At 55.9% G+C, this 22,690-nt stretch carries 21 protein-coding genes, 1 tRNA gene and 1 pseudogene; 13 read left to right on the plus strand and 10 right to left on the minus strand.

All coding sequences use genetic code 11. From position 1 onward, the window contains the following. Window positions 1-15: 15 nt before the first annotated feature. From ACR0I8_RS07675 to ACR0I8_RS07710, 8 genes and pseudogenes are all read left to right on the plus strand, one after another. On the plus strand, window positions 16-1,224 hold the full coding sequence (locus ACR0I8_RS07675) for an SAM-dependent methyltransferase (protein ID WP_170690054.1): 1,209 nt from the start codon (window positions 16-18) through the stop codon (window positions 1,222-1,224). 16 nt (window positions 1,225-1,240) lie between these two features. Continuing rightward, the gene (locus tag ACR0I8_RS07680; RefSeq protein WP_170469704.1) at window positions 1,241-1,681 is read left to right on the plus strand and encodes a TrgA family protein; all 441 of its coding nucleotides are present in this window, start codon (window positions 1,241-1,243) and stop codon (window positions 1,679-1,681) included. A gap of 31 nt (window positions 1,682-1,712) precedes the next feature. Beyond that, window positions 1,713-2,828, plus strand: coding sequence for an NUDIX domain-containing protein (locus ACR0I8_RS07685; protein WP_170690056.1), 1,116 nt, complete (start codon window positions 1,713-1,715; stop codon window positions 2,826-2,828). A 68-nt stretch (window positions 2,829-2,896) separates the two neighbouring features. Continuing rightward, a complete protein-coding gene (locus ACR0I8_RS07690; RefSeq protein WP_170376768.1) occupies window positions 2,897-3,931 on the plus strand; it encodes a cysteine synthase A in 1,035 nt (344 codons plus the stop codon). Beyond that, window positions 3,931-6,345, plus strand: a complete 2,415-nt coding sequence (locus ACR0I8_RS07695; RefSeq protein WP_170690057.1) for a DUF3772 domain-containing protein — start codon at window positions 3,931-3,933, stop codon at window positions 6,343-6,345. Before ACR0I8_RS07690 ends, ACR0I8_RS07695 begins: the two co-directional genes overlap by 1 nt. A 108-nt stretch (window positions 6,346-6,453) precedes the next feature. After that, a tRNA-Ser gene (locus ACR0I8_RS07700) sits at window positions 6,454-6,543 on the plus strand. Between the two features lie 215 nt (window positions 6,544-6,758). Next, window positions 6,759-7,691: pseudogene (locus ACR0I8_RS07705) on the plus strand (IS5 family transposase). Window positions 7,692-7,859: 168 nt separating this feature from the next. Then, window positions 7,860-9,368 carry a hypothetical protein gene (locus ACR0I8_RS07710; protein WP_170690059.1) on the plus strand — a complete coding sequence of 503 codons (1,509 nt, stop codon included), beginning with the start codon at window positions 7,860-7,862 and terminating at the stop codon, window positions 9,366-9,368. A gap of 393 nt (window positions 9,369-9,761) precedes the next feature. Here ACR0I8_RS07710 and ACR0I8_RS07715 read toward each other — a convergent pair whose 3' ends face one another. The 6 genes from ACR0I8_RS07715 to ACR0I8_RS07740 form a co-directional block, all read right to left on the minus strand. After that, a complete protein-coding gene (locus ACR0I8_RS07715; RefSeq protein WP_480702965.1) occupies window positions 9,762-10,160 on the minus strand; it encodes an integrase core domain-containing protein in 399 nt (132 codons plus the stop codon). 520 nt (window positions 10,161-10,680) lie between these two features. Further along, window positions 10,681-11,958: a YfjI family protein gene (locus ACR0I8_RS07720; protein ID WP_170690063.1), complete on the minus strand. Its 1,278-nt coding sequence runs from the start codon at window positions 11,956-11,958 to the stop codon at window positions 10,681-10,683. Beyond that, window positions 11,955-12,836, minus strand: coding sequence for a toprim domain-containing protein (locus ACR0I8_RS07725; RefSeq protein WP_170690065.1), 882 nt, complete (start codon window positions 12,834-12,836; stop codon window positions 11,955-11,957). The genes ACR0I8_RS07720 and ACR0I8_RS07725 overlap by 4 nt, the downstream gene beginning before the upstream one ends. Continuing rightward, a complete protein-coding gene (locus ACR0I8_RS07730; RefSeq protein WP_170690066.1) occupies window positions 12,836-13,135 on the minus strand; it encodes a hypothetical protein in 300 nt (99 codons plus the stop codon). Before ACR0I8_RS07730 ends, ACR0I8_RS07725 begins: the two co-directional genes overlap by 1 nt. Window positions 13,136-13,138: 3 nt before the next feature. Next, window positions 13,139-13,324 (minus strand): helix-turn-helix transcriptional regulator, encoded by a 186-nt coding sequence (locus tag ACR0I8_RS07735; protein WP_170690068.1) that lies wholly within the window; start codon window positions 13,322-13,324, stop codon window positions 13,139-13,141. A 324-nt stretch (window positions 13,325-13,648) separates the two neighbouring features. Further along, entirely contained in the window at window positions 13,649-14,758 is a 1,110-nt protein-coding gene (locus tag ACR0I8_RS07740) for a tyrosine-type recombinase/integrase (protein ID WP_480702968.1), read from the minus strand. Between the two features lie 419 nt (window positions 14,759-15,177). Here ACR0I8_RS07740 and ACR0I8_RS07745 point away from each other — a divergent pair, with 419 nt between their 5' ends. The 5 genes from ACR0I8_RS07745 (at window position 15,178) to ACR0I8_RS07765 (ending at window position 19,143) form a co-directional block, all read left to right on the plus strand. Further along, window positions 15,178-15,768: a YrbL family protein gene (locus ACR0I8_RS07745; RefSeq protein ID WP_170690070.1), complete on the plus strand. Its 591-nt coding sequence runs from the start codon at window positions 15,178-15,180 to the stop codon at window positions 15,766-15,768. A gap of 102 nt (window positions 15,769-15,870) precedes the next feature. Further along, window positions 15,871-16,734 carry a DUF1989 domain-containing protein gene (locus ACR0I8_RS07750; protein ID WP_170690072.1) on the plus strand — a complete coding sequence of 288 codons (864 nt, stop codon included), beginning with the start codon at window positions 15,871-15,873 and terminating at the stop codon, window positions 16,732-16,734. A gap of 24 nt (window positions 16,735-16,758) precedes the next feature. Further along, window positions 16,759-17,595, plus strand: a complete 837-nt coding sequence (locus ACR0I8_RS07755) for a glycosyltransferase family 25 protein (RefSeq protein ID WP_170690074.1) — start codon at window positions 16,759-16,761, stop codon at window positions 17,593-17,595. Window positions 17,596-17,719: 124 nt separating this feature from the next. Beyond that, complete coding sequence (locus ACR0I8_RS07760; RefSeq protein WP_170376778.1) at window positions 17,720-18,088, plus strand: group I truncated hemoglobin; 369 nt, start codon at window positions 17,720-17,722, stop codon at window positions 18,086-18,088. Beyond that, the gene (locus ACR0I8_RS07765; protein ID WP_170690076.1) at window positions 18,085-19,143 is read left to right on the plus strand and encodes an adenylate/guanylate cyclase domain-containing protein; all 1,059 of its coding nucleotides are present in this window, start codon (window positions 18,085-18,087) and stop codon (window positions 19,141-19,143) included. Before ACR0I8_RS07760 ends, ACR0I8_RS07765 begins: the two co-directional genes overlap by 4 nt. Window positions 19,144-19,146: 3 nt before the next feature. Here the strand turns inward: ACR0I8_RS07765 and ACR0I8_RS07770 are convergent, their stop codons facing one another. The 4 genes from ACR0I8_RS07770 to metA all read right to left on the minus strand — a co-directional run bounded on the left by ACR0I8_RS07770 (window position 19,147) and on the right by metA (window position 22,655). Next, a complete protein-coding gene (locus ACR0I8_RS07770) occupies window positions 19,147-19,764 on the minus strand; it encodes a TetR/AcrR family transcriptional regulator (RefSeq protein ID WP_170376782.1) in 618 nt (205 codons plus the stop codon). A 111-nt stretch (window positions 19,765-19,875) separates the two neighbouring features. After that, a complete protein-coding gene (gene ppk2, locus ACR0I8_RS07775) occupies window positions 19,876-20,745 on the minus strand; it encodes a polyphosphate kinase 2 (RefSeq protein ID WP_170690078.1) in 870 nt (289 codons plus the stop codon). A gap of 49 nt (window positions 20,746-20,794) precedes the next feature. Continuing rightward, a complete protein-coding gene (locus ACR0I8_RS07780; protein ID WP_480702972.1) occupies window positions 20,795-21,748 on the minus strand; it encodes an alpha/beta fold hydrolase in 954 nt (317 codons plus the stop codon). After that, window positions 21,738-22,655, minus strand: coding sequence for a homoserine O-acetyltransferase MetA (gene metA / locus ACR0I8_RS07785; protein WP_170665253.1), 918 nt, complete (start codon window positions 22,653-22,655; stop codon window positions 21,738-21,740). Before metA ends, ACR0I8_RS07780 begins: the two co-directional genes overlap by 11 nt. Window positions 22,656-22,690: the final 35 nt, after the last annotated feature.

The raw sequence follows: 22,690 nt of genomic DNA on the forward strand, positions 1-22,690 counted from the left end.
CAGAGGGGAGAGCGGATGATCTTGACAAAGACCGAAGGCCAAAAAGGTCTGCCCAGGTATTTCGCGCAGGTGTTCAAGATGCTGAGCAAAATGGAAGCTGGGCGCTTAGACATAACTTTGTCCGACGGCAGAACATTCCGTGTTGAGGGCGCAAAGCCGGGTCCCGTTGCCGAGGTCGAAATTCACGATCACGACGTGTTTGCCCGCTTGATTCGGGAAGGTGAGCTTGGCTTTTCCGACGCTTATCTGGAAGGCCATTGGAGCACGCCCGATTTGCGCGCCTTCATGGATTTGGTCCATATGGGCAGTGAGACGGCCTACGATGGGTTCACCGGCAAGTTTCTCGTGCAGGCCTATGAGCGTCTGCGGTTCTGGCTGCATCGGAACAACCGTAGACAGGCCAAGAAGAATATCTCGTATCACTACGATCTGGGGAACGATTTTTACGCGCTCTGGCTGGACGATACGATGACGTATTCCAGCGCCATTTTCGAGACAGGACAGGAAAGCCTCGAGAAGGCGCAGACCGCCAAATACGCTAGCATGGTCGATGAGATGGGCGTCAAACCCGGCGATCACGTGCTTGAGATCGGCTGTGGCTGGGGGGGCTTCGCCGAATATGCCGCAAAGGAGCGTGGCCTGCGTGTGACGGGTCTGACTATCAGCCAAGAGCAGTTGAGGTTTGCGCAGCAACGTATTGAAAAGGCTGGTATATCTGATCTGGTTGATCTGAAACTTCAAGACTATCGCGACGAACAAGGGCAATACGACGGCATTGCCTCGATCGAGATGTTTGAGGCCGTGGGTCAGAAATACTGGCCGGTCTATTTCGATACTGTGCGGGATCGGTTGAAACCGGGGGCGCAGGCCACGTTGCAGATCATAACCGTGGGCGATCATCGCTGGGAGTACTACAAGAACGGCGTTGATTTCATTCAGAAATACATCTTTCCGGGGGGAATGCTGCCATCGCCTACGATCTTGCGACAGCAGATTGATCAGGCGGGGCTGAATGTCGTGCGCTCGAAGGAGTTCGGCAAGAGCTATGACCTAACGCTGCGTCGTTGGTTTGATACGTTCAACGACAAGTGGGACCAGATCTCGGAGATGGGATTTGATGAGCGTTTCCGCCGCATGTGGAATTATTATTTGACGGCCTGCGGCGCAGCCTTTGACACGGGCAATTGCGATGTGACACAGATCACCATAGCAAAGCCTAGTTAACGAACGGAATTCATACATGCCCACCGCCAGTCGCCTTGTCGCCGCCGCTTGTCTTGTGGTGTTGGCGTTCATCGTGTCCAGCATGGTTATAGCAAACGGAGAAGAGGGGAAGGACTACGGGTATTTTACCGTGGTCAACATCGCCTTGGGTTGGATCTGCGGTTGGAAAATCATGGGCAAGCGCGCTGGCCGAGGCTGGACGGCCGGGATTAACAACGGCCTGACTGGCGTGGCTTCACTAGTGTTTTGGGGCCTTTTCGTTCAGGGCACTTATGAAATGTTCCGGCTGGCCATGCGCCACCGCTATGATGGCCCTTTCGAGGCGCTTATTGCAATCTTCAAGATTGGTGTCGAATTCGGTGAGCAGTTGCTCGCGCCAGAAATTCTGATCACCTTGGGTGTTGGGGCCGTTGCCACCGGTTTGCTGACGGAAATAGCAAGCCGTCGCTGGCGCTGAATGTGAACACTTAACGAAAGCCAGTCCTCTCGTGTCCGATTTGTTCTTCTATGGAACCCTGCGGCATGTGCCGCTGTTGGAGGCCGTTCTGGGGCGCTCTTCTTCAGAGCTGTCGCTGACGCCTGCCACCTTGCTAGACCACATCGTTTCTGCGGTTCAGGGGCAGGACTTCCCAATGATTCAACCCTCAAGCGGTGAGCAGGCCTTGGGATTGTTCGTGCAAGGCCTCACGCAAGCGGATCTGGATCGACTGGCTTATTACGAGGGCGGGTTCGACTATGATCTGAGGCCTTTGACAGTGACGCTTGAAGATGAAACCCAAGCGCAGGCTCAGGTGTTTTTTCCCGAACCTGCGGCCTGGATGCCGGATGGGCCGTGGTCTCTGGACGCGTGGGTTGAACGCCTCGGTGACGTCACCGCGCTCGCCGCCGAAGAAGAGATGGGCTATTTCGGGCGGGTTGCGCCGTCGGATATGGCGCGCAGCATGCCAGCGATTCAGACTCGGGCCTGGGCAAAACTCTTCGCGCGGCAGCGGCAAACGGGCGATGCGCGCGATGTGTCCAAGGACGTGATCGTGCATCGCCATCACCGCGCATATGTCAACTACTTCGCAATGGAAGAGATCGACCTGCAACACCGTCAATACGATGGAGCCATGGGGCCGACGCTGAACAGAAGCGCGTTGTTGCAAGGCAGCGCGGTAATCGTTCTCCCCTATGATCCCGTGCGAGACACCGTGTTGCTTGTAGAGCAGTTCCGCGCCCCAATCCATCTGATCGATGATCCCGAACCTTGGATGTGGGAGCCAGTTGCAGGCATGATCGACCCTGGCGAAACGCCAGAGCAGGCCGCACATCGTGAAGGGATGGAGGAGGCCGGCATCGCTTTCGATGCTCTGCACAGCGCAGGCGGAGGTTATTCCTCCAGCGGGTCGTCGACCGAGTACGTCTATCTCTATGTCGGGCTTGGCGATTTGACAGATCCTGCAATAGTCGCGGGGCTGGCCACCGAAGGTGAGGATATACGCTCTCGTGTTCTACAGTTTGAGACGTTTATCGCCATGGTGGATCGCGGTGAATTCAAGGACTTACCGCTGCTGACTCTGGCCCATTGGCTGGCGCGCCATAGGGACCGCCTGCGTGGTTGACTATCGCGCTTGTGGTTGGCGCATAGCGGCTGTAAATCTGCAGTGTTACGTAATGAAATGAGGGTGCCATGCGCATTGCACGAGATCTTGCCGACGCAGTCGGAAAAACGCCGCTGATCCGGTTGAAGCGCATCAGTGAAGAAACCGGGTGCGAGATCCTCGGCAAGGCGGAATTCATGAACCCCGGTCAGTCGGTCAAGGACCGTGCTGCTCTCTACATCATCCGCGATGCAGTTGCGCGGGGTGAGTTGAAGCCCGGTGGCACCATTGTGGAAGGGACCGCAGGCAATACCGGTATCGGCCTGGCTTTGGTCGGCGCGTCGATGGGCTTTAAAACGGTGATCGTGATCCCAGAAACCCAGTCCGAAGAAAAAAAAGACATGCTGCGTCTGGCGGGCGCGCAGCTGGTGCAGGTGCCTGCAGCACCTTATCGCAACCCCAACAACTTCGTTCACTACTCGCGACGTCTAGCCGAGGAACTGGCGCAAACTGAACCCAATGGCGCGATCTGGGCTAACCAGTTCGACAATGTTGCCAACCGTCAGGCACATGTGGAAACTACCGGCCCCGAGATTTGGGAACAGACGGGCGGCAAGGTCGATGGTTTCGTCTGCGCGGTCGGCTCGGGCGGAACACTGGCGGGCGTGGCCGATGCGCTGCAGCCCAAGGGCGTGAAGATTGGCCTGGTCGATCCGATGGGCGCGGGGCTGTATTCCTATTACACAACTGGCGAAATCGCGATGGAAGGCGGTTCGATCGCTGAAGGTATCGGACAGGTGCGGATCACCAAGAACCTTGAAGGGTTTAAGCCGGACTACACCTATCAGGCGACCGACAATGAGGCCTTGCCTTACATCTTTGATCTGCTGCGCGAAGAAGGTCTGGTCATGGGCGGTTCGACCGCGATCAACATGGCTGGTGCGGTGCGTTTGGCCAAGGACCTTGGGCCGGGGCATACGATTGTGACCATCCTGTGTGACTATGGCACACGCTATCAGTCCAAACTGTTCAATCCCGAGTTCCTGCGCGAAAAAGAACTGCCGGTACCGGATTGGATGACAGACGCCCCGCGCAAGATACCGGGCGTATTCGAGGACGTCTGATGCTGCGACAGGTCCGCCTGTTTCTGACACTCGCTGCGCTGATCTTTGTCGGATTGGCGGGGGCGGCCTCGGCGCAACTGACTGATCGGCAGAGCGAGTTCTACAAGGGCTGGCTCAGCACTGCGGACCGTGCCGAAAGCGTCGTTGAAGCCGACAGGGCGTCGGACGCCGCGATGGAGCAGTTGCGAACTGAGATCGACGGCTATCGCAACACGTTCAATACGGCTCGCAACGCCAATGCAGACCGCATCCAGACGCTGGAAAGTCAGGTAAATGCGCTGGGTCCCAAACCTGAAGAAGGGGTCACGGAGCCGGAGGATATCGCGCAACTTCGCGAGCATCTGGACGAACAGCTCAACGCCTTGCGGGTGCCGCGGATTATCTCCGAGGAGGCCTTTAGCCGCGCCAACGGTCTGATCAGCGAAATTGACCGCATCCTGCGAGAACGTCAGAGAAAGCAGTTTTTGGAACGTGGTCCATCACCGCTGAACCTGTCGACATGGCCCGCCGCGTGGTCCGATATCCGCGAGGCTCTGTTCGGACTGTTCAACGAGACGTCGGCCAATCTGACCTCGGACGTCACTAAAGAACGTGTACAGAATCAGGCCCCTGCGATACTGGCTTTGGTCGCGCTGGCCGTCATCTTACTGGTTTATGGACGCCGTTGGTCTGAACGCGGAGGCGACTATCTGCGTCGTTTCGGTGGGCGCGGAACCGGTGCGTGGACCTTTGTGATTTCCTTGTTGCGCATCATCCTTCCCTGGATTGGCGTGGTAGCTCTGACGGCTGCGATTGACCTGACTGGTGTACTTGGGCTGCGCGGCACGCTTTTGCTGCAGCAGGTGCCGTATTGGGCGGCAATCGTGCTTGTTTTCGACTGGGTGGGACGGCAGGTCTACCTGATGGCCGCGGCACAGAATTTCCGAAGATTCTCGGCGGGGCAGATCACCGAAATACGTATCTATGTCGATATTCTTGCAGTGATGCTGATCCTGCACGACATGGTTGGCCTGTTCGAGAGGATTGAGAACATAGCGGAGTCCACCCGCGCTGTTGTGATCTTTCCGGTCATTGTCGTCACCTCACTTCTTCTGCTGCGCATCCGTCAGATCAGACAATCAGATCCAGCGACCGAGGGCGGCGAGATCCCACGTGCCAGTGGATTTTCGCAGGTTGTCGAGGTTGTCCGGCGCATCGTGCTTTTGCTTGGTGTCAGCGCGCCTGTTCTGGCCTTGTTGGGCTACACCAACGCGGCCGAAGCGATTGTGTTTCCTGCAGTCAATACGCTGATCTTGATCGCCATTCTTGTGATCGTGCAGCGCTTTATCAGCTCGCTATACGGCTGGTTTACGGGGCAGGGGGATAACGCCCGCGATTCTCTGTTCGCGGTTCTGGTGGGTTTCTTCCTGGCCTTGGTTTCGATCCCTATCCTAGCCCTTTTCTGGGGCGCGCGCGAAGCGGATCTGAGCGAGATCTGGTCGCAGATCCTTCAAGGGTTCAGCTTGGGTGGGGTTACGATCTCTCCGTCCAATTTCCTGACTTTTGTTGCCGTGTTTGCCATCGGATATGGCCTGACACGACTGCTACAGGGAGGCTTGCGCAATTCGCTGCTGCCCAAGACAAGTATTGATCCAGGCGGGCAAAATGCGATCGTATCGGGCACTGGCTACGTCGGAATTTTCCTCGCTTCGCTGGTTGCAATCACGGTGGCTGGCTTTGATCTCTCATCGCTGGCGATTGTAGCCGGTGCACTGTCTGTTGGTATTGGTTTTGGTCTTCAGACCATCGTTTCGAACTTCGTTTCCGGGATCATCCTGCTGGTTGAGCGGCCGATCTCGAAAGGGGATTGGATCGATGTGAACGGGATGATGGGCTATGTCCGCGATATCTCGGTCCGGTCCACGCGGATTGAAACGTTTGACCGGACGGATGTCATTGTTCCGAACTCGGATCTGATCAGCGGCGTGGTCACCAACTATACGCGTGGCAACACGATTGGCCGGGTGATCGTGCCTGTGGGCGTGGCCTATGGGACCGACACGCGCAAGGTCGAGACCATTCTGGGCGAGATCGCGAATTCTCATCCTATGGTCTTGGCGAATCCAGCCCCCAGCGTGGTGTTTCAGGGGTTCGGCGCGGATTCGCTGGACTTTGAAATCCGCGGTATTCTGCGGGACGTGAATTGGGTTCTGTCGGTCAAATCCGACATGAACCACGAAATCAATCGCCGGTTCGTGGAAGAAGGGATCGAGATTCCATTCGCACAACGCGACGTTTGGCTTCGCAACCCCGAAGCCCTGCGCACTGAATCACAAGACCCAACCTCGCCAGCCCCGGAGCAACGAGCACCCAGCACCGAACCCGCAGCCATGACCGAGGGAGATCTGGACGGCGACGGAGGGGACGAAGTCTGACCATTGCTCGCGTTGGGAATGGTCCGCAAACTAATGTGCAAACGGGTGTGAATTCACGGAATTGGGGCCTTGCAAATCCTTTTGCATTGCGTCACATATCGCGCTCACGGAGAGGTGGCCGAGTGGTCGAAGGCGCACGCCTGGAAAGTGTGTAGGCGGGAAACCGTCTCCAGGGTTCGAATCCCTGTCTCTCCGCCACTATTTTGTTTTAACTTACTGTTTTCAATAATTAACTTTGAGTTTCGGCTGATTTATCCCCCAGTCACCCCCCCCTAATGTGGCAAGCTTCACTTGAGAAATTTTGATTGGTAACAATTTTTTTATCCCGCTTTTGCGTCAGAGCGCGTGACGGCTTTGTTGCACAAATGCGTTTGGGGATTCATCTTGCGAATCCTGCATGATAGCTGAGCGGGATGAGCAACTGGACCCCTACGAAGTACAAGACCACGAACTGGTCGGCTTACAATGACAGCCTGAAGCAACGCAGATCGCTGTCGATCTGGTTTGATCCCGAGATGGTTTGGGTGCCGCCGCTGAACGGCAAGCGAGGAATGCAGCAGCGTTTCAGCGATGCCGCGATTCAGGCCTGTTTGACTTTGAAGGTACTGTTCGGGATGCCGCTCCGGCAGACAACCGGTTTTGTCCAAAGCTTGTTGCGGTTGGTCGGCTTGGATTGAGATGTGCTCGACTACAGCACGCTTTGCCGCCGCCAGAAGGCCCTGAACGTGAGCCTCCCCTATCGTGGCGGCACCGGCCCACTGAACCTTCTGATCGATAGCACAGACATCAAGGCCGAGGGTGAAGGCGAGTGGAATGCCCGAAAGCATGGCGGCCCGAAGCGTCGGATTTGGCGCAAGATACACACAGGGATCGACGAGAAAACGCTGGAGGTCCGGGCCGTGGAGGTCACGACGAGCAACGCGGGCGATGCTCCCATGTTGCCGGAGTTGCTTGATCAAATCCCAGCCGATCACGCCATCAGATCAGTGACCGCCGACGGGGCCTACGATACACGCAGATGCCACGACGCAATTGCCGCCCGGAATGCTCATGCAGTCGTTCCCCCGCGAAAGAACGCCAAACCTTGGAACCCCACCAGCGCCGGGGCCATAGCCCTCAACGAGGCCGTCAATGCATCGCGATACCTCGGTCGCGCCATCTGGCGACGGTGGAGCGGGTACCACCGTCGAAGCCGAGTCGAAACCAAAATGCATTGCGTGAAGTTACTGGGGCAAAGCCTCATGGCACGCGACTTCGACCGGCAGGTCGCGGAAATCCAGGTCCGTGTCGCGGTTCTAAACCGGTACACTGCTCTTGGCATACCTGTTACCGAAGTCGCAGGCTGAACCCGTCAAGGAAAAGGGAACTCCGCCCATCACCCGATTTGTGCAACAAAGCCACGGGCACTGAAGAAGTTCGCGATCTGTATGTAATGGAGCTATAGTATCTGCGATGAACAACATTCGGCCAATTCCGTCATTCAATATCCATGCTTTGCGACATGGGGAAAAATTATGTCTCTTCTTCGGCGCACTACCAAACTCCTAGCGGTACTTTTTACATGCCAACTGGCACAAGCGTTGCACGCAGAGGAACTTCCAGATGTGACCATCTTGAGAAGCGCCCCGGATTCTGCCTGCCCAAAAATTGAGTTGGCAGTTAATGGAGTTTTTCGGGCCAACGGCCTCGAGTTTCGGAACGGTTCGGTGTCGTCTGTTCCCAATGGGGTCTACAAAGCCGACGTTTCCGAGGCGAATGGGGTTCTAAGGTTCGACATAACTGAGCCCATCACCAGATCATTCACTCTTCGCCTAAAGCCGAGCCTCGATGAGGAAGGCAACGCTCAGCTCAATTCAAGTGTGAAAGATTGGATCGGTTCAATCTCACCGCCTCAGGGTGGTATCCTAGCGGTCAGCTTGCATTCAAGAGAGTGTGAACTTTCAGTCGGTTGGAACCTAAGTAAACCAAATGGGATATTTGATGGGATATTTGGCTCTGGGAACACCAACCACGATCCTCGGCAGGTTCGGCTTACCTTTGAAAACTACGAAGAAGTCGTACTGCGTTCTACAGAAAACGAAGAAGACTTTTTTGTGCAAAGGCGGGACGGAAAATGGGAACAGGAGTCAAACGGGGCTATCGTGGCCACGTATGTAGAAACGAGTCGGCAACTCCAAGGCTTTCAGCTTCTCGATGACGTGCGAATTGTAACCGAAGTGCTGGGCATTGAAGTTGAGCATCCAAGGATTGTGATGGTGCCGCATGGGTTCGAAACTTGGGTTCCCACCTTGGACAAGCACGTCTATCAGTACAGGCCGGATAATGAATTCATATTCAATGCTCGCCGAGATCGTGTGGCTCATCTAACAGATTTTGAGTCTACCCTACATCAAGCAACGTTCATCGAGCAAATTCTGTCAGATTCTACGCTTGGCTCTCTATCAGTTTCAATTGAAAGCGATAAGCGTTTGGGATTTGTTGGTAACACCAATAGGTTCCTTCTGTTGGCATTTGCCCAATCAATCGATAGCGAATTCTCACAATCTCCAGATACCGTCGAAGCTGGGGATTTCATGTCCCGGGCAAGCTTCAAAATTGAAGGAGAATGTGATGGAGACAACATTTCTACAGTGAGCCTTGAAGACATAAGCATAGAATTTGGCCCAGTCATCGATGGAAGCGAGTATGTAGAATTTCCCGATGATTTGAACGTTGAGGACGAGGTAGTGGAAGGTAAGTCAAGATCAGTGGTCAAATTTGAGGCTTGGATTCAATATCAGCCGTTACTTCCTAGACTCCCCGCCCTCGAAAATGCGATGCCCAGAGAGTGTAGTAGCATCTGGCAGAAGTCGTCAGTTACCCTCTATTGTGATGCATCCAAAATAAGGTCGAGTTCAACTTTGTCCGCAAGTAATTTCGTTAGCGGCATGATCAACTTAGGGGCCGAAAACGTAAGCCACAAATTCAACGGCTTTGAGAGCCTGTGGCGTTGTAGCGAAACAGACCCCAGCCTGATCGAGTAGTCGAGTTGCTCGAAGTTAGCTCATTCGTCAGAACAGATGTATCGACCATTTTTGAATACCAAGGAACCGCCTTCGAAACAGCTGTAACAGCCCACAGCTGGATTGTAGCTCAAATCGGACAAGCAACACAGGCAATTTCCTGCGTCCACAACCTTCCCAACGGTGCACTTGCAGCCTGAGTCACTTTTGATCCCTTCGGTTGCAGAAGACGTATATGGCGACGACTCATAGGCAAGTTGTATGTCGCCCTTCGACTGTGGGAGTTCTTGCTGTGATTCATTCCCAACATCCAAGGTTAGCCGAGCCATCAAGTCTTCCGCATTTGCCACCGAAAACGTAGAGACCACAAAAAGCATACACGAAATCAGAATTCTCATTGTAATGTCGCCTTTATTATCCGCATTGTACAAAGTTCCCATACAAACCGATATCATAATTTGGCCTATTGGTCACGCCGCGGCCGCATTGATTGACCCCGACTGTCCAGCCCCCAGTTTCAGTACCAGTGATTTTGGTTTTCTCTAAGAAGGTTTCAGGTACTGGTGGGCGCATGTATAATGCGTGATGAGGTCTGACCCGGTTGTATTGCCTGAGCCACACATTGATGGCGACCTGAGCCTGCCTGGTGCTGTGGAACCACTCGGCATTCAGGACTTCTCGTCTTAGCGTTCCGTTGAATCTCTCGTTGTATCCGTTCTCCCAAGGGCTCCCGGGGTAGATTTGTATCGGCTGGATGCCGACCTTCTTCAACCAATCCTGCAGAAGCCCAGCTATGTGTGAACAGGCGTGCAATTTTGACCCCTTAGTGGACCTGTCGCGGAATTGTTCCGCTCCTTTGACTTGGTATTTTGCCGCAAAGGAGAGACATCATGGCATCGAAACCACGCCCGGAATTCCGGGCAGAAGGAGTGCGCGTTGCGTCGACGTTTTGAACGTCCGCTTTTCACTTCCACAAAGGAACCATCGCGGACGCAGCGAAAGTCCGCTTCCCGCCCACCTGTAAGAACAAGGCCTGACAAAACCGACACAACCGACAAAACCCGTCCAAGTGGGAGTTCTGTCAGTTTTGTCGGTTTTGTCATTGGATCGGTCACGGTGGATCTTGATGGACCGCCGGATTGACCATGTAGAGACGAGAGCGCCGCCCGCCGGTTGCACCTGATGGTTGCTCGACCAACCGGATAATATCGCCTTCTTCCAATGCCTTGAGGGTCGGATTTAGATCACTAGCAGTTGCCAGCCCAGATCGGTCCAAGCGCAAGACCTCGCGGGATGTGAAGCGCTCCCAACCTTGCTCCCGGATCACGGCTACCTAACGCCGTGCCGCCCGTTCAGTCTTTGACAGCGACGCGCTAGCGTAGGCGCGCTGCGCCATTGGCAAAGCGTATGATGTGACAAACAACGCTGCCCGCTCAAAGTCCGCTGCCGTGATCTGATGCGCTTCGTCTTCGATCCCTGCTGCCCAGTCCAGGTAAGACAGCACTAGAGCAAGCCGAATGATCATGCCGGGGATCTTACCTAAATATGAGAGCAACAACCCGTCTGCTTTGGCCTCCAAATCCCTTACATGACTACGTATAGCGTCGAGCCGGTCGCGGGCCTCTTCCGTAAAGGATATGAGCCAGGGCCGTGTCACATCGAGTTCGTCTGTTACCATATGTAGGGACAACAGCCTGGTGAGCGCCCGTTCAATAAAAGCATCGTCAGGAATTGATTGCGGGCGATTAATCGGAACCGGTTCGGGCCAGATCGGCATAAACCTTGCCAAAAGGCCATCATCATCGGAGTTGATCAGCAACCCGTTCAACTTGTCAGGCTGGATACCACCCACAACGCCAATGGAAAGTCGGTCTATGTATACGGGATCACGGCCCATACGTTCGACCGTATAGGCGCGACCGCCGTAGGCTTCGAGCCAGAAAGGTCGGTCAGAGCCACCACCGGAGTAGCGCGTCATGCCTTGCAGCCACCCGGCCAACTCATCCCGCGCAGCCAAAGTGCCTCGCGCCTGCTTTTCCAGGATCACGGCCAACCGCTCGACGGTGCCGTCAGCAACGCACAAACGCGGCAAAAACGGCTCCTGACCAGGATTGGCCGCGTCGGGACGCTCCGGTGGCGTAGACCCGTCTTTGATCGCGGCCTTGGTCGCTTCCTTCCAAGTGCTTTCCGCAATCTTGGCAATCTCTGCCGCCTCACGCCATTGAGCGAGTTCGCCCTCGGCACTCTTGCGGAGCTCCCGCTCTGCCTTACGCAGCGGCGTCAGCACCGCATCCAAACCGGGAGACTTGCCGCTGGACGGCAGGCCAATTGCCATCGTCCATAGGATTGGTGGCTCCGACCAGCCTGCCCAGGGCGAGACCCAGCGGGTGTTTCCAATTAACGATCCTGCCACTGCCAACAGAGCGGCCACGATGTAATCCGGTGGTGACGACTTTGCCTCAGCCGCAACCGTTATCCATTGCGCCCAATTCGGTCCAAAGACTTCTTGTAATGGCAGCTTGGGCGCTGCAGCGCGTTCATCCCGCAGGAACCGGGATGCCGGTTCCGGCCAATCCGGTGCAAAGCTCTCTTCTTTGGGATGAATCGTCATTGCGCTTTTGCCTTTCCCGTCAGTACGTCATTCCAGTCATAGCCGTCCGGCGCGGGCAGCAATGAGACGCGCCAGCCCAAGGCATAAGCGCGATGTGCCAGCTCTTGCGCGGCTTCCCGGCCAACGGCGTCGCCATCGGGCGCAATCACCAGGTCTCCAGGCTGATCCGGCAGGCGCAAGGACTTCATTCCGCTGGCGCTCAACGCGGCCCACACTGTTGCAGGGCCATCCAACAGACCGGACAGCAACGACAGTCCGGTTTCAATGCCTTCTGTAACTACAAGCCGCCCTGACGCCTCTGAGAGTTGAACCGCGCCGCGTTTGGTTGCTCCCAGCATGGCCTTGCTGGGCGAGAGGTCCGTTTTGCCGCTACCGTCTATACGTAGGTACGTCCGATGCACGGCAAATGTGTCGGTTCCGCCTACATATCCTATAAGAGCGGGTATCCGTTTCGCTTCCGGGTGCCAGCAAGTATCCAAGTAACGTAGGCTGGCAGGTAGTGGGCATGTAATCCCACGATTGCGCAGGTAGGTTTCGCCTAATGTGCTACAAACTGGTTGAGCCTCTTTCCAAACGGATTGAGCGATCTCTGCGCGCCGCTGAGAGTGACGGCGCTCTTCTTCCTGCCGTTTGAGTAAAGTCTCCGGGCTGGGTTGCAATGCCGTCTCTTTACCGTCAACCAGACCCAGACCCTCGAGCGCGTCCAGAACATGAACAAAGGTGCACCCGGCATGACAGGTCAGCAGAAGCTGACCTGAATGTCCGTTTGCAATGCTCAAGCTGGGTGAGCGGTCGTCATGTGCGGGACAGCGGGCAATACCCGAGCGCCCGGACCAGCGTCCACCCAAGGCGCGCGTGATGGTTTCTGCGTCTTGCATTACACCACCTCCCGCTTGAAGCGTTTGGGAAGGTCCTGCAGTCTTTCATGCTGAGGCGCCTTGTACGCCTGGTGGAGCCGAATAAGAGCTTTTCGGGTTGTGCAGTAGCCCAATGTGTCCCAGGCCGCCCCACCAGCCGTAAACTCGAACCTTTGGCGTTGAAACAGCCATTGTAGCCCGTCCCGGCAGGCGGCCACACGATAGCGACCACGACGGAACAACTCGCCACGATAGACGTCTGAGGTTTCCCGGTGATTGGTTTTTTGCTCGATAGTCGTTTCTTGCAGTGTATCAATCATTGCTTACACCGCCTCGCTTGCCCGGCTTTCCAGCCAGGTCAGAACATCCGACTGCCGCCAGCCGACGGCGCGTTTTCCAAGCTTGATCGGTTTGGGGAACGTCCCGTCTGCGATCATGGCGTAGATGGTAGACCGGGAAAGACCCACCAGAGATTCTACGTCTGGCCTGCGATAGATTTTGTCGTGCATTTCAATATGCCCCTTCGAGCGCCGCGCCATTTCTTTTGACGCGAACCGTTGTCGGCAGTATCGAGAAAGGCAGGGATTGCTCTAATTCCTAACTTTCCGTCGGTTCCGATGTTGGCGCATCGGGGCCGACACGAAGCGCTAACTGCCAGTAAGCGCCGCGTAAGTCCGAATAAGCACAGGAAAAAACACCTGCCAACGGGCTCCCGATGGCAGGCTAAAACCTATATATTACAACAGGCTGCGGGTCGATTTGGGGGATTATGTACGGGAATTCATAAGAATTGCGCTTTTTTTGGACGTAAATCCTAAGAGATTGTTTTTCCTCTATTCTTTTTTCAAGAATTTTTCCCAAGCAACCATCATCTTGCGGCGGCGCTCCAGGGCATCCGTTCTGCGGTATGCGCGCACAACCATACTGTCTACATTATGCGCAAGTGCCAGTTCCGCCATGTGGTGATCATAACCCTCTTCTGCCGCCCAATCGCGGAAGGTGGAGCGTAGCCCATGCGGTACGGCAGGTGATCCACTTTTGGCATCAAAGTAGCCAGGTCCGTCTTTCGCGAGGTCAGCCTTGTGCATTTTCCGCATGACGGAAGACAACGCCATATCTGAAAGCACGCCGCCCTTGGCTCCAAAAAACACATATGGCGAGCCCTCAAGCCGGGGAAGCTCTTGCAGCAAAGCAATCATGGTGTGAGTAAGCGGCACGCGATGTTGTCGTCGCGCTTTCATACGCGCAGCTGGTATGGTCCAGTGACACGCCTCAAAATCCACCTCGTCCCAGGTCATTCCGCGTATCTCGCCTGAACGGGACGCGGTGAGGGCCGCAAATTGCAGCGCCTTGATCGACATACCGTCCCGGCTTGAAAGGTCAGCCCACCAACGTCCAGTGTCATTCTGCGCTAGCGCAGGGTGGTGTTTCACGGTCGTGACCTTGCTTGGCTTGGGCAGGACTTCAGACAAGTTGCCTTTCCACCGCGCCGGGTTGTCGCCAAAGCGCAATTCGTTCACCGTCGCCCAGGACAAGACCTTTTCAATGCGTCCGCGCAAGCGGCTGGCGGTTTCGGTCTTCTCTTCCCATATCGGTTTGAGAACCGAAACGATATCCGTAACGTCGATGGTTTCCATGGCCCGGTGTCCAATCACTGGTATCGCATAGGTGTCCAGTGTGGAGCGCCATTGCTTCTTGTGCTTATCGCTTCGGAACTCCGCGAGCTTGGCCTCAAGGTACTTTTCGACAACGCTGGCAAAGTCCGTGTCCAACTTGGCTTTGCGTTTGTCTGCCAGAGGATCACCGCCCATATACGCCCTGCGTTTATTCTCGACCGCTTGTTCCCGTGCCATTGACAGTGTGACGAGGGGGAAGTTGCCAAGGCCAATCTCGCGCCGCTTGCCAGAGATCACGATCCGCTGCACCCAATACTTGCGACCCACTTTGTCTATTCTTAGAAACAAGCCATAGCGGCTGTTGTCGAAGTATTTTCCAGGCTTGGTGATGTTTTGACAAAGGTTGCCGTTAGGGGTTTGCCCGCAGTCATTTCTCTGCTCATTTCGTGCTTTAGTCCATCATTTTATCCCCCATTTGATGCTGGATTTAATTGGAACGCGCAAGACCACTTTGGATGCTAAGTACGAAAATTATTGTTTTTTAAGTTTAACTTATAAGAATTCAGTGGATCACCCCGGATCATAGAATGGCTGCCTGTCTCTCCGCCACAATCCCCCTGATCAGTTTATGTCGCACCTAGATACGAGCTTTTTGTGTGGCGAGATCTGGTTGCATTGTATCAGTTCCATGACAGCCATATAGTGCCGTTCGACGCGAATTTTCTGCACAGGACAGACGGACGAACATGATTGACGTGACCGGGCAGGTGCCTCTGCGTACAAGCCAGAATTATGAGATTTTCCAGCATCCCGAAATGGATGGCGCACTGTTGAAAGTCCGCGTGGATGAGCCGAAGCGAAACCACCTCATCCCGCGCTATGCGGAATGGCGTTACGGCAATTTGCGGCAGTGGAACCGCGAGGCAAACGAATACCTTGCCGCGCTGCACCGTGGCTGCCCCGAGATCGAGCGTCTGGCGAAGTTCATGGGCTATGCGCCAACCTCTCGGGGGCCTGCAATCGTGGTGGAAAAGATGACCGGCCCGGATGGGGATCTCGCCCCGTCCCTACATGCCGAGATGATGGCTGCAAATGGTGACCCGGAAGTAGCTGAGAAGCTGCGGGCCGACTTGATGGAGTTGCTAGACGATCTGGAGCGAGGACGCATCATCGTCGGTGACATGGGGATCGGAAACATCGTGCGCGCGCAGGAGCGTGGTGGCAGACTAGTTGTCATTGACGGGTTGGGTGAGAGGGTCCTGTTGCCTCTGACACTGTTCAGCGATTGGGCGTTTCGCAAATCCATGGCGCGGCGGCGTGCGCGCATGGTGGGCTAGCTACTTCAGAATGGACCGATTTGAGCATTGGCCGCCGTCTTGTATTTGCTTTATGTCTGGCGATGTTAGGTGCAAGGCAGCCCAAATTGGCGGAGGTGCTAAGTGAAACTCTCAACCCCAAATTTCCCGGCCCCAACTGATGCTGAGGACCGCAAGGCCATCCGCCCAGTAATCTGCTATCCGCCAGAGACTCTGCCCAGCCCCGACCTGGACGGGCTGAATCGCTTGCGAGGTGCGTCCGTGAAAACTGCCGAGGTCACCGCCGCGCCGCGAGACGCCTCTTGTATTGACGTGCCAGCCGGTGCTTTTTTCCGCATCACATCCGTAGAAGGCGCGCAGGTAGGCGATCTGAACCTGTGGAACAAACACGATCTGACCGAACGGTTCTACTCCGGTAAAACCCGCGCCCTGCACGGTACGCATCTTTCGACCGGAGACCGCATGTGGTCGACCTTCCCAAATATGCGGCCGATGGCGACGATCACCGCCGATACGTTGGACTGGTACGGCTTTGACGCCTTTGGGGGCTCCGTTCATGACGTGATCGGTACCCGCTGCGACCCATATACCGGCCGGTTGCTGTCCGGGGATGACTACCACTATTGCTGTCATTCGAACCTGACCCGGGCCTTAGCGCAGCATTGCGATCTGTCTCTGCACGAGGCGGAGACCCATGTGCATGACGTTCTGAACGTCTTCATGTGTACCGGGTTCACGCGTGATACCGGCCAGTATTTCATGAAGGCCAGCCCGGTGTGCCCGGGTGACTACCTTGAATTCCACGCCGAGATCGACCTGATTGTCGGCCTCTCAGCCTGTCCGGGTGGGGACTGTTCCTCTGAGCATTCCTCGGACACTGCCGCATGTTATCCGTTGCTGATCGAGGTCTTTGATCCGGGTGAGACCGTGCGGCAGTCGCATGTTCAGCCTAGTGTCTCAGCTTATGACCGGTCGCATGGCAAATAAAGGGCAGCGAAAGGACAGCGCGTGATGCAAGCGGATGAGCAGCTTAGTACGGCCGTATTCTACATAAACCTTGACCGCGTTCCCGAACGCCGCGCGTTCATGGAGGCGCAGTTCGCAAGAGCTGGCGTGAGCGACCCGATCCGTTTCAGCGCAGTTGATGCACGTCAGGCGGATGCTCTGGAGGGGAATGGGTATGTGCCTGGTGTCGGCTCTCGCTGGGGTTTGAAGCAAAGCGAGATCGCCTGCTTTGAAAGCCATCGCGCGGTCTGGAAGCAAGTGGTTGATCAAAACCTAAAGGCCGCTGCGATTTTCGAGGATGATGTCGAGATGGCGTCCCGACTTGGGCAGGTGATCGACAGCCTTATCGAGAACGCGGACAGGTTCGATTTCGCAAAGATGGACTACTCGCCGCGCAGCCTGCGCTTTGGGGCCGAGACGGAGATAGGCGGCGCCACAGTTCGTCCTCTGCTGGAAATGGCCCCAAGTGCTGCCGCCTATATCTTATCGCAGGAGGGGTGTCGCAAACTGCTGGCCTGGTCTCAGCAGTATTCCGACCATCTGGATGATTTTGTATCGATCCCCCGGCCAGATTGGCGGATGTATCAGGTGTTCCCGGCCGTCGGTGTGCAGATGATCTGGTCGAAGCAACAGCAGGATCTTGAACAGGTCAAGACCAGCGAGCGGGAAGGTGATCAATCCACCAATACCGGCTTGGACAAGGGCCCGTTCTGGTTCCGGGCTCGTCGCGAGCTGTTGGCGGCAAAACGCAAGCTTGGCTGGCGGTTTGGAGGGCAGAAAAAGCTACTCGATCAAGGTGGGTTTGTTGGGTTCATTCCGGTTGATACAGACCTTCGGGTCTGAGGCCTGTCTAACCGGCGCAGAGGCAAACCGACGCCTCAGACTTCAAGTTTTCAAAAGCATTAACAAAAATACCAATTTGATATAAGCTTGTGACGTTATTTCTAGTTATTGACTGGGTGTTGGGGTGTCACAAACGCTTTACGAGAAATACGGCGGCTTCAAAACCATCAGCCGTGTGGTGATGAGTTTCTACGAAATAGCGCTTGAGTCCGACGAAATCGGGCATTTCTTCGAAGATATCGACATGCCGCGCCTGATTGACCATCAGACCAAGTTCGTCTCTTCCCTGGTCGGTGGTCCTGCTGCGTTCAGCGACGATAGGATCGAGGCTGTGCATCGCCACCTTGGCATTTCTCATGACCATTTTGATGTCATGGCGGAGCTATTCGGCGAAGCGCTTGAGATGCATGGCATGTCCGAGCGCGATATCAAAACGGCCCTTGGCGCGATTGAAGGCAAACGCTCGATCATCGTCAGCCGTGACGCGGCATGAGCATCCTTGCCATCAACGAACAGCTGCTGCGTGCCATCGGCGTTGGTGTTGCCGTTGTGCGGGCGTCGGATCTGAAATTCGTCTTTCATAACAGCCCCTTCGCCGAATGGTTTGGCAAGCCCGAGAAAAAGCAGTCTCTGTTAGATATTCTGCCGGACCTCGATGCGAGAGAGCTGGAAGACGTCAAGCAATCCGGCCTCCGGTATTCGGTCGAGCTTCAGATCAAACCCAAGCGCCGGACTCTGATCTTTGCAGTCACTGTCTCACTGGCCAGTGGGTTGTCGGAACAGGTGCTGATCGTGGAATGCCAGAACATCACGCGCATTCGCGAGCTTGAGAGCATGATCGACAGCTACTCTACCATGGTCGAGCGCAACACGCGTGAACTAGAGCGCGAGAAGGAGAGGGTTGAACGCCTCTTGCTGAACGTGATGCCCCGCGCGGTGTATGAAGAGTTCAAGACTTTTGGCGTCGTGACCCCTCAGTTGTTCGATCAAGTCTCGGTGGTGATGTTGGATTTCGTCGGGTTCACGGATTTTGCTGCCAAAACCGACCCGACGGTCACGTTGAGCGAGTTGAATGATATCTTCACGGCCTTCGACCGGATCGTCGAGCAATACGGTTGCGAGCGGATCAAAACGATAGGGGACGCCTATCTGGCCGTCTCTGGCATGCCGGATGCGACGCCCGACCATGCCACGGCTGTCGCCCATTGCGCGGTGCGCTTCTTGCGGTATTTGGAACGTCGAAACGAAAGCCATCCGCATAAATGGAAGGCCCGGATCGGTCTAGGTATGGGGCCTGCTGTCGGGTCGGTCGTGGGCATTCAGAAATATGTCTATGACGTGTTTGGCCCAGCCGTGAACATCGCCGCGCGCCTGCAGGTCTTTGCAAACCCGATGAATATCGTCGCGCCAGAGGAGATGAAATACGCGTTGATCGACGAGTTTCAGGTCTCGGATCTGGGGCGGGTCGAGATCAAGGGGATGGGAGAGATGGACCTGATCAACGTCTCATCGGGCCTCAGTGCCAATCAAGGAAGCCGATTGTTCTGAGTGTCAGTCGTCCTGTGGCACCAGACCCAGCCCGCGCAGGTAAATCCCAATCCCGCTTTCCAGAAGGTCCTCGGGCGAAAAGGGCGAGGTCGATCCGGTTGCGTTGCGCGCATAGAGTTCGACCACACCGTGACTCATCGCCCAGATATGGGCCGAGAACATGGACGCGGGAGGCCGCTTTTCCGGTGGGATATGTTGCGACAGGTCCGCAGCTGCCTTCTCTAGAACTGTCTTCGCCCGGTTTGACGCCAAAGACAGTTCGGGCGTGCGGTTCGGGGAAATCCCACTTTCGAACATGGCGATGTAGTGGCCGGGATGCTTGCGGGCAAAGGCCAGATAGGCGCGCCCGGTGGCCTCAAACGCGGCCAGAGCGGATGGCTGGCCCTCGTCATAGGCATATTGCATCAGGTCGGCGAACATCTCGAACCCTTGCCGGGCGGCTTCGGCAATCAGGTCCTCACGCCCGTGATAGTGCCGGTAGACGGCAGCAGGAGTAACCCCTGCGGTCTTGGCGGCCTCGGACAGGGTGAAACCAGTGGGGCCTTTCTCTTCGATCAACGACAGCGCGGCCTCGATCAGGGCCTGCTTCAGGTTTCCATGGTGATACCCGCGCTTCGTCATTCCGGCCTCAGGTTATTGGTTTTTCACGTGTTCGGGTGCCAAGAGATAGTCCAATTTTAGCCCAGGGTCCAACGCCCAAGCGATCAATTATTGCCCAGTCCTTTATTTACGTCAGGACTCCCAGACATCCGGCCCACCACAGATTTTCGGGTCATTCTCGCCGATGGCATTTTCATCCTTCTCATCATAATCCAAAGCCAGCAGCACCGTCCGGATCGCTGCGATGCGCGCGCGTTTCTTGTCGTCTGAACGCACGATCGTCCATGGGCAGTTTTCCGAATGTGATCGGGTCAGAGTTTCAGAGATCGACTGAGTATATTCATCCCATTTTTCCAAACCGGCGATATCAATCGGGCTGAGTTTCCACTGTTTGAGAGGGTCCGTTTCACGCGCCAGAAAGCGGTTCAGCTGTTCAGCCCGGCCGACGTTCAGCCAGAACTTGAACAGGCTGATCCCGTCGTTCACGAACCCGGTTTCGAGCGGCAAGACCTGACGGAAGAACCGTTCGCGCTCCTCCTGGTTACAGAACCCAAAGACGTTCTCCACGACACCTCGGTTGTACCAGCTGCGGTCGAAAAACACTATCTCACCGGCCGAGGGCAGGTGCTGGATATAGCGTTGGAAATACCATTGGCTGCGCTCGGAATCCGAGGGCTTGCTGAGCGCAACATTCCGAGCCCCGCGTGGGTTCAGGTTCTCGCGGAACCGCTTGATGGTGCCACCTTTTCCCGCCGCATCTCTGCCTTCAAAGATGATCGCGACCCGTTGGCCGGTTTCTTTGACCCAGGATTGCATTTTAACCAGTTCGATTTGCAGCGCCTCGATCTGCTGCTCGTAGTCTTTGGTCTTCATTTTTTCGGCGTAAGGGTAGCTCGGGTTCAGGATGTCGCCCTTGTTTGCCTTTTCGATCATTTTGCGCACGTCGCCGGGCGCTTTCTTGCGGTAATACTTCTCGATTGCACCTTTTTCTGACCGGGCCATGAGCTACCTCGCGATAAAATCCATATCTTACTATGGATTAGGTGCTGGCCTAACGCAAACCCGCCCGTTGTGCGGCGCGGTCGATGGCGGCGGCAACTTCATCGGCGGCAACGACCTGAGGCATATGGCCGATGCCCGGCAGCTCGATCAGCTCGGCACCGGGGATTTGTTCGATCAAGCGGGTCGAGTGCCAATCCAGCTTAACCGTCGTGTCTGCCGTGCCGTGAATGATCTCGGTGGGCACAGAGATTTCACCGTATCGGGGCTGCAGGCGCTCAACCTCTTCCAGCAGCCGAACCCGTTGTTTTGCGTTGGCGTGCATGGAGGCACGGCGCATCGTCAGGGCGGGGCCGAAATGCTCGGCATAGCCTTCGGGCGCAGTTTGCGGGGCAAACACTTCGTCGAGGGCCGTCTTGACATAAGACTCCGGCACGTAGGAGGTGATCAGAGGCAGGGCGAGCGCGCTGCCAAGGTCCGTCGCTGCCAATCGGTTGAAATTGTCCAGCGGCGTCTCCCACGGGATGGCGGCGGGGGCGATCAGCACGAGGGCCGAGAGATTGTTGGGGCGGGTCACCGCCCAGGCCAGTGCTACTGACCCCCCAAGACTTTGTCCCGCGACGATGGGTTTCTCTGCACCAAGTTGGGCGGCTGCACGCTGCAGAATATCCGCCTGTTCTTGAATGGTTTCACCTTCGGGATTGAAACTGTCCGAATAGCCAAGGCCGGGACGGTCAAACACGATTACGCGGTAGTTTTTGGCCAGAATAGGGGCCAAGGCGAAGGTCATGTCACGGGTATTGCCGCTGGAGCCATGGATCAAGACCACATCAGGGCCATCCCCCATAACAACCGCATGCACGGCAATTCCATCCACGTCGAGTATCTGGCCTTCGGGCGGAAACGCCTGCGCGGCGCGGGCCTCGCTCTGGGCGGCGCGCCACAGGGTAAACGCTGCAAAGCCGATCAGGCCCAGCGTCAGAAGTATCCAGATTTTAACGGCCAATTTCACTCATATCGAATGGTGTGGACTGATATATTTCATTGATCCAGTTACCATAGAGCAGATGCGCATGACTACGCCACCGGTTCTGCGGCGCTTGCGTCGGATCATCATCCGGATAGTAGTTCATCGGCACGTTGATCGGTGTGCCATTGGCGATGTCCCGATCATACTCCTGCTTCAACGTATCGCTGTCATATTCGAAATGGTTGAAGATATAGAGCGCACGATGCGCTGGGTCCTCGACAAGGCAAGGACCTGCTTCATCGCTGCCAAGCAACGTGACGAGACCGTCCGCGGTGTCGATCTCGGCCTGTTTCATCTCGGTCCAGCGGCTGACAGGAATAACGCAATCATCCGAAAACCCGCGCAAAAACGGAGAGGATGGGAGCAGATTCCGATGCCGGAAACAGCCAAAGGCCTTGGCGTCCAGCATGTGTTTTTTCACGCCGTGGAAATGGTTGATCATCGCCATACCGCCCCAGCAGACCCCGAATGTGGAATGGACGTTGGTCTGGGTCCACTCAAACACCTCGCGGAGTTCTTCCCAGTAGGTGACATCATTGAATTCCAGATGCTCGATCGGCGCACCGGTGATGATCAGGCCATCGAACTTCTGATCCTTCACGTCCTTGAACGGCTGATAGAACTCGGCCATATGCGCGGCGGCGGTGTTCTTGGTCCGATGCTCGGTCATGCGGATCAGCGACAGGTCAATCTGCAGTGGAGTGGCCCCGATCAGACGCGCGAACTGGTTCTCGGTCTGGATCTTCTTGGGCATCAGATTCAGCAGCCCGATCCGCAGGGGGCGAATGTCTTGCCGCATTGCCTGATCCGCAGCCATGACCATGACGCCTTCCTGGGTCAGGACGTCAAAGGCGGGCAGTTCGGATGGGATTTTGATCGGCATCGGGTCAGACTTTTGAGTAGGTTAGGAGGAGGTAG

This window comes from Ruegeria sp. BG9, from assembly GCF_056538305.1.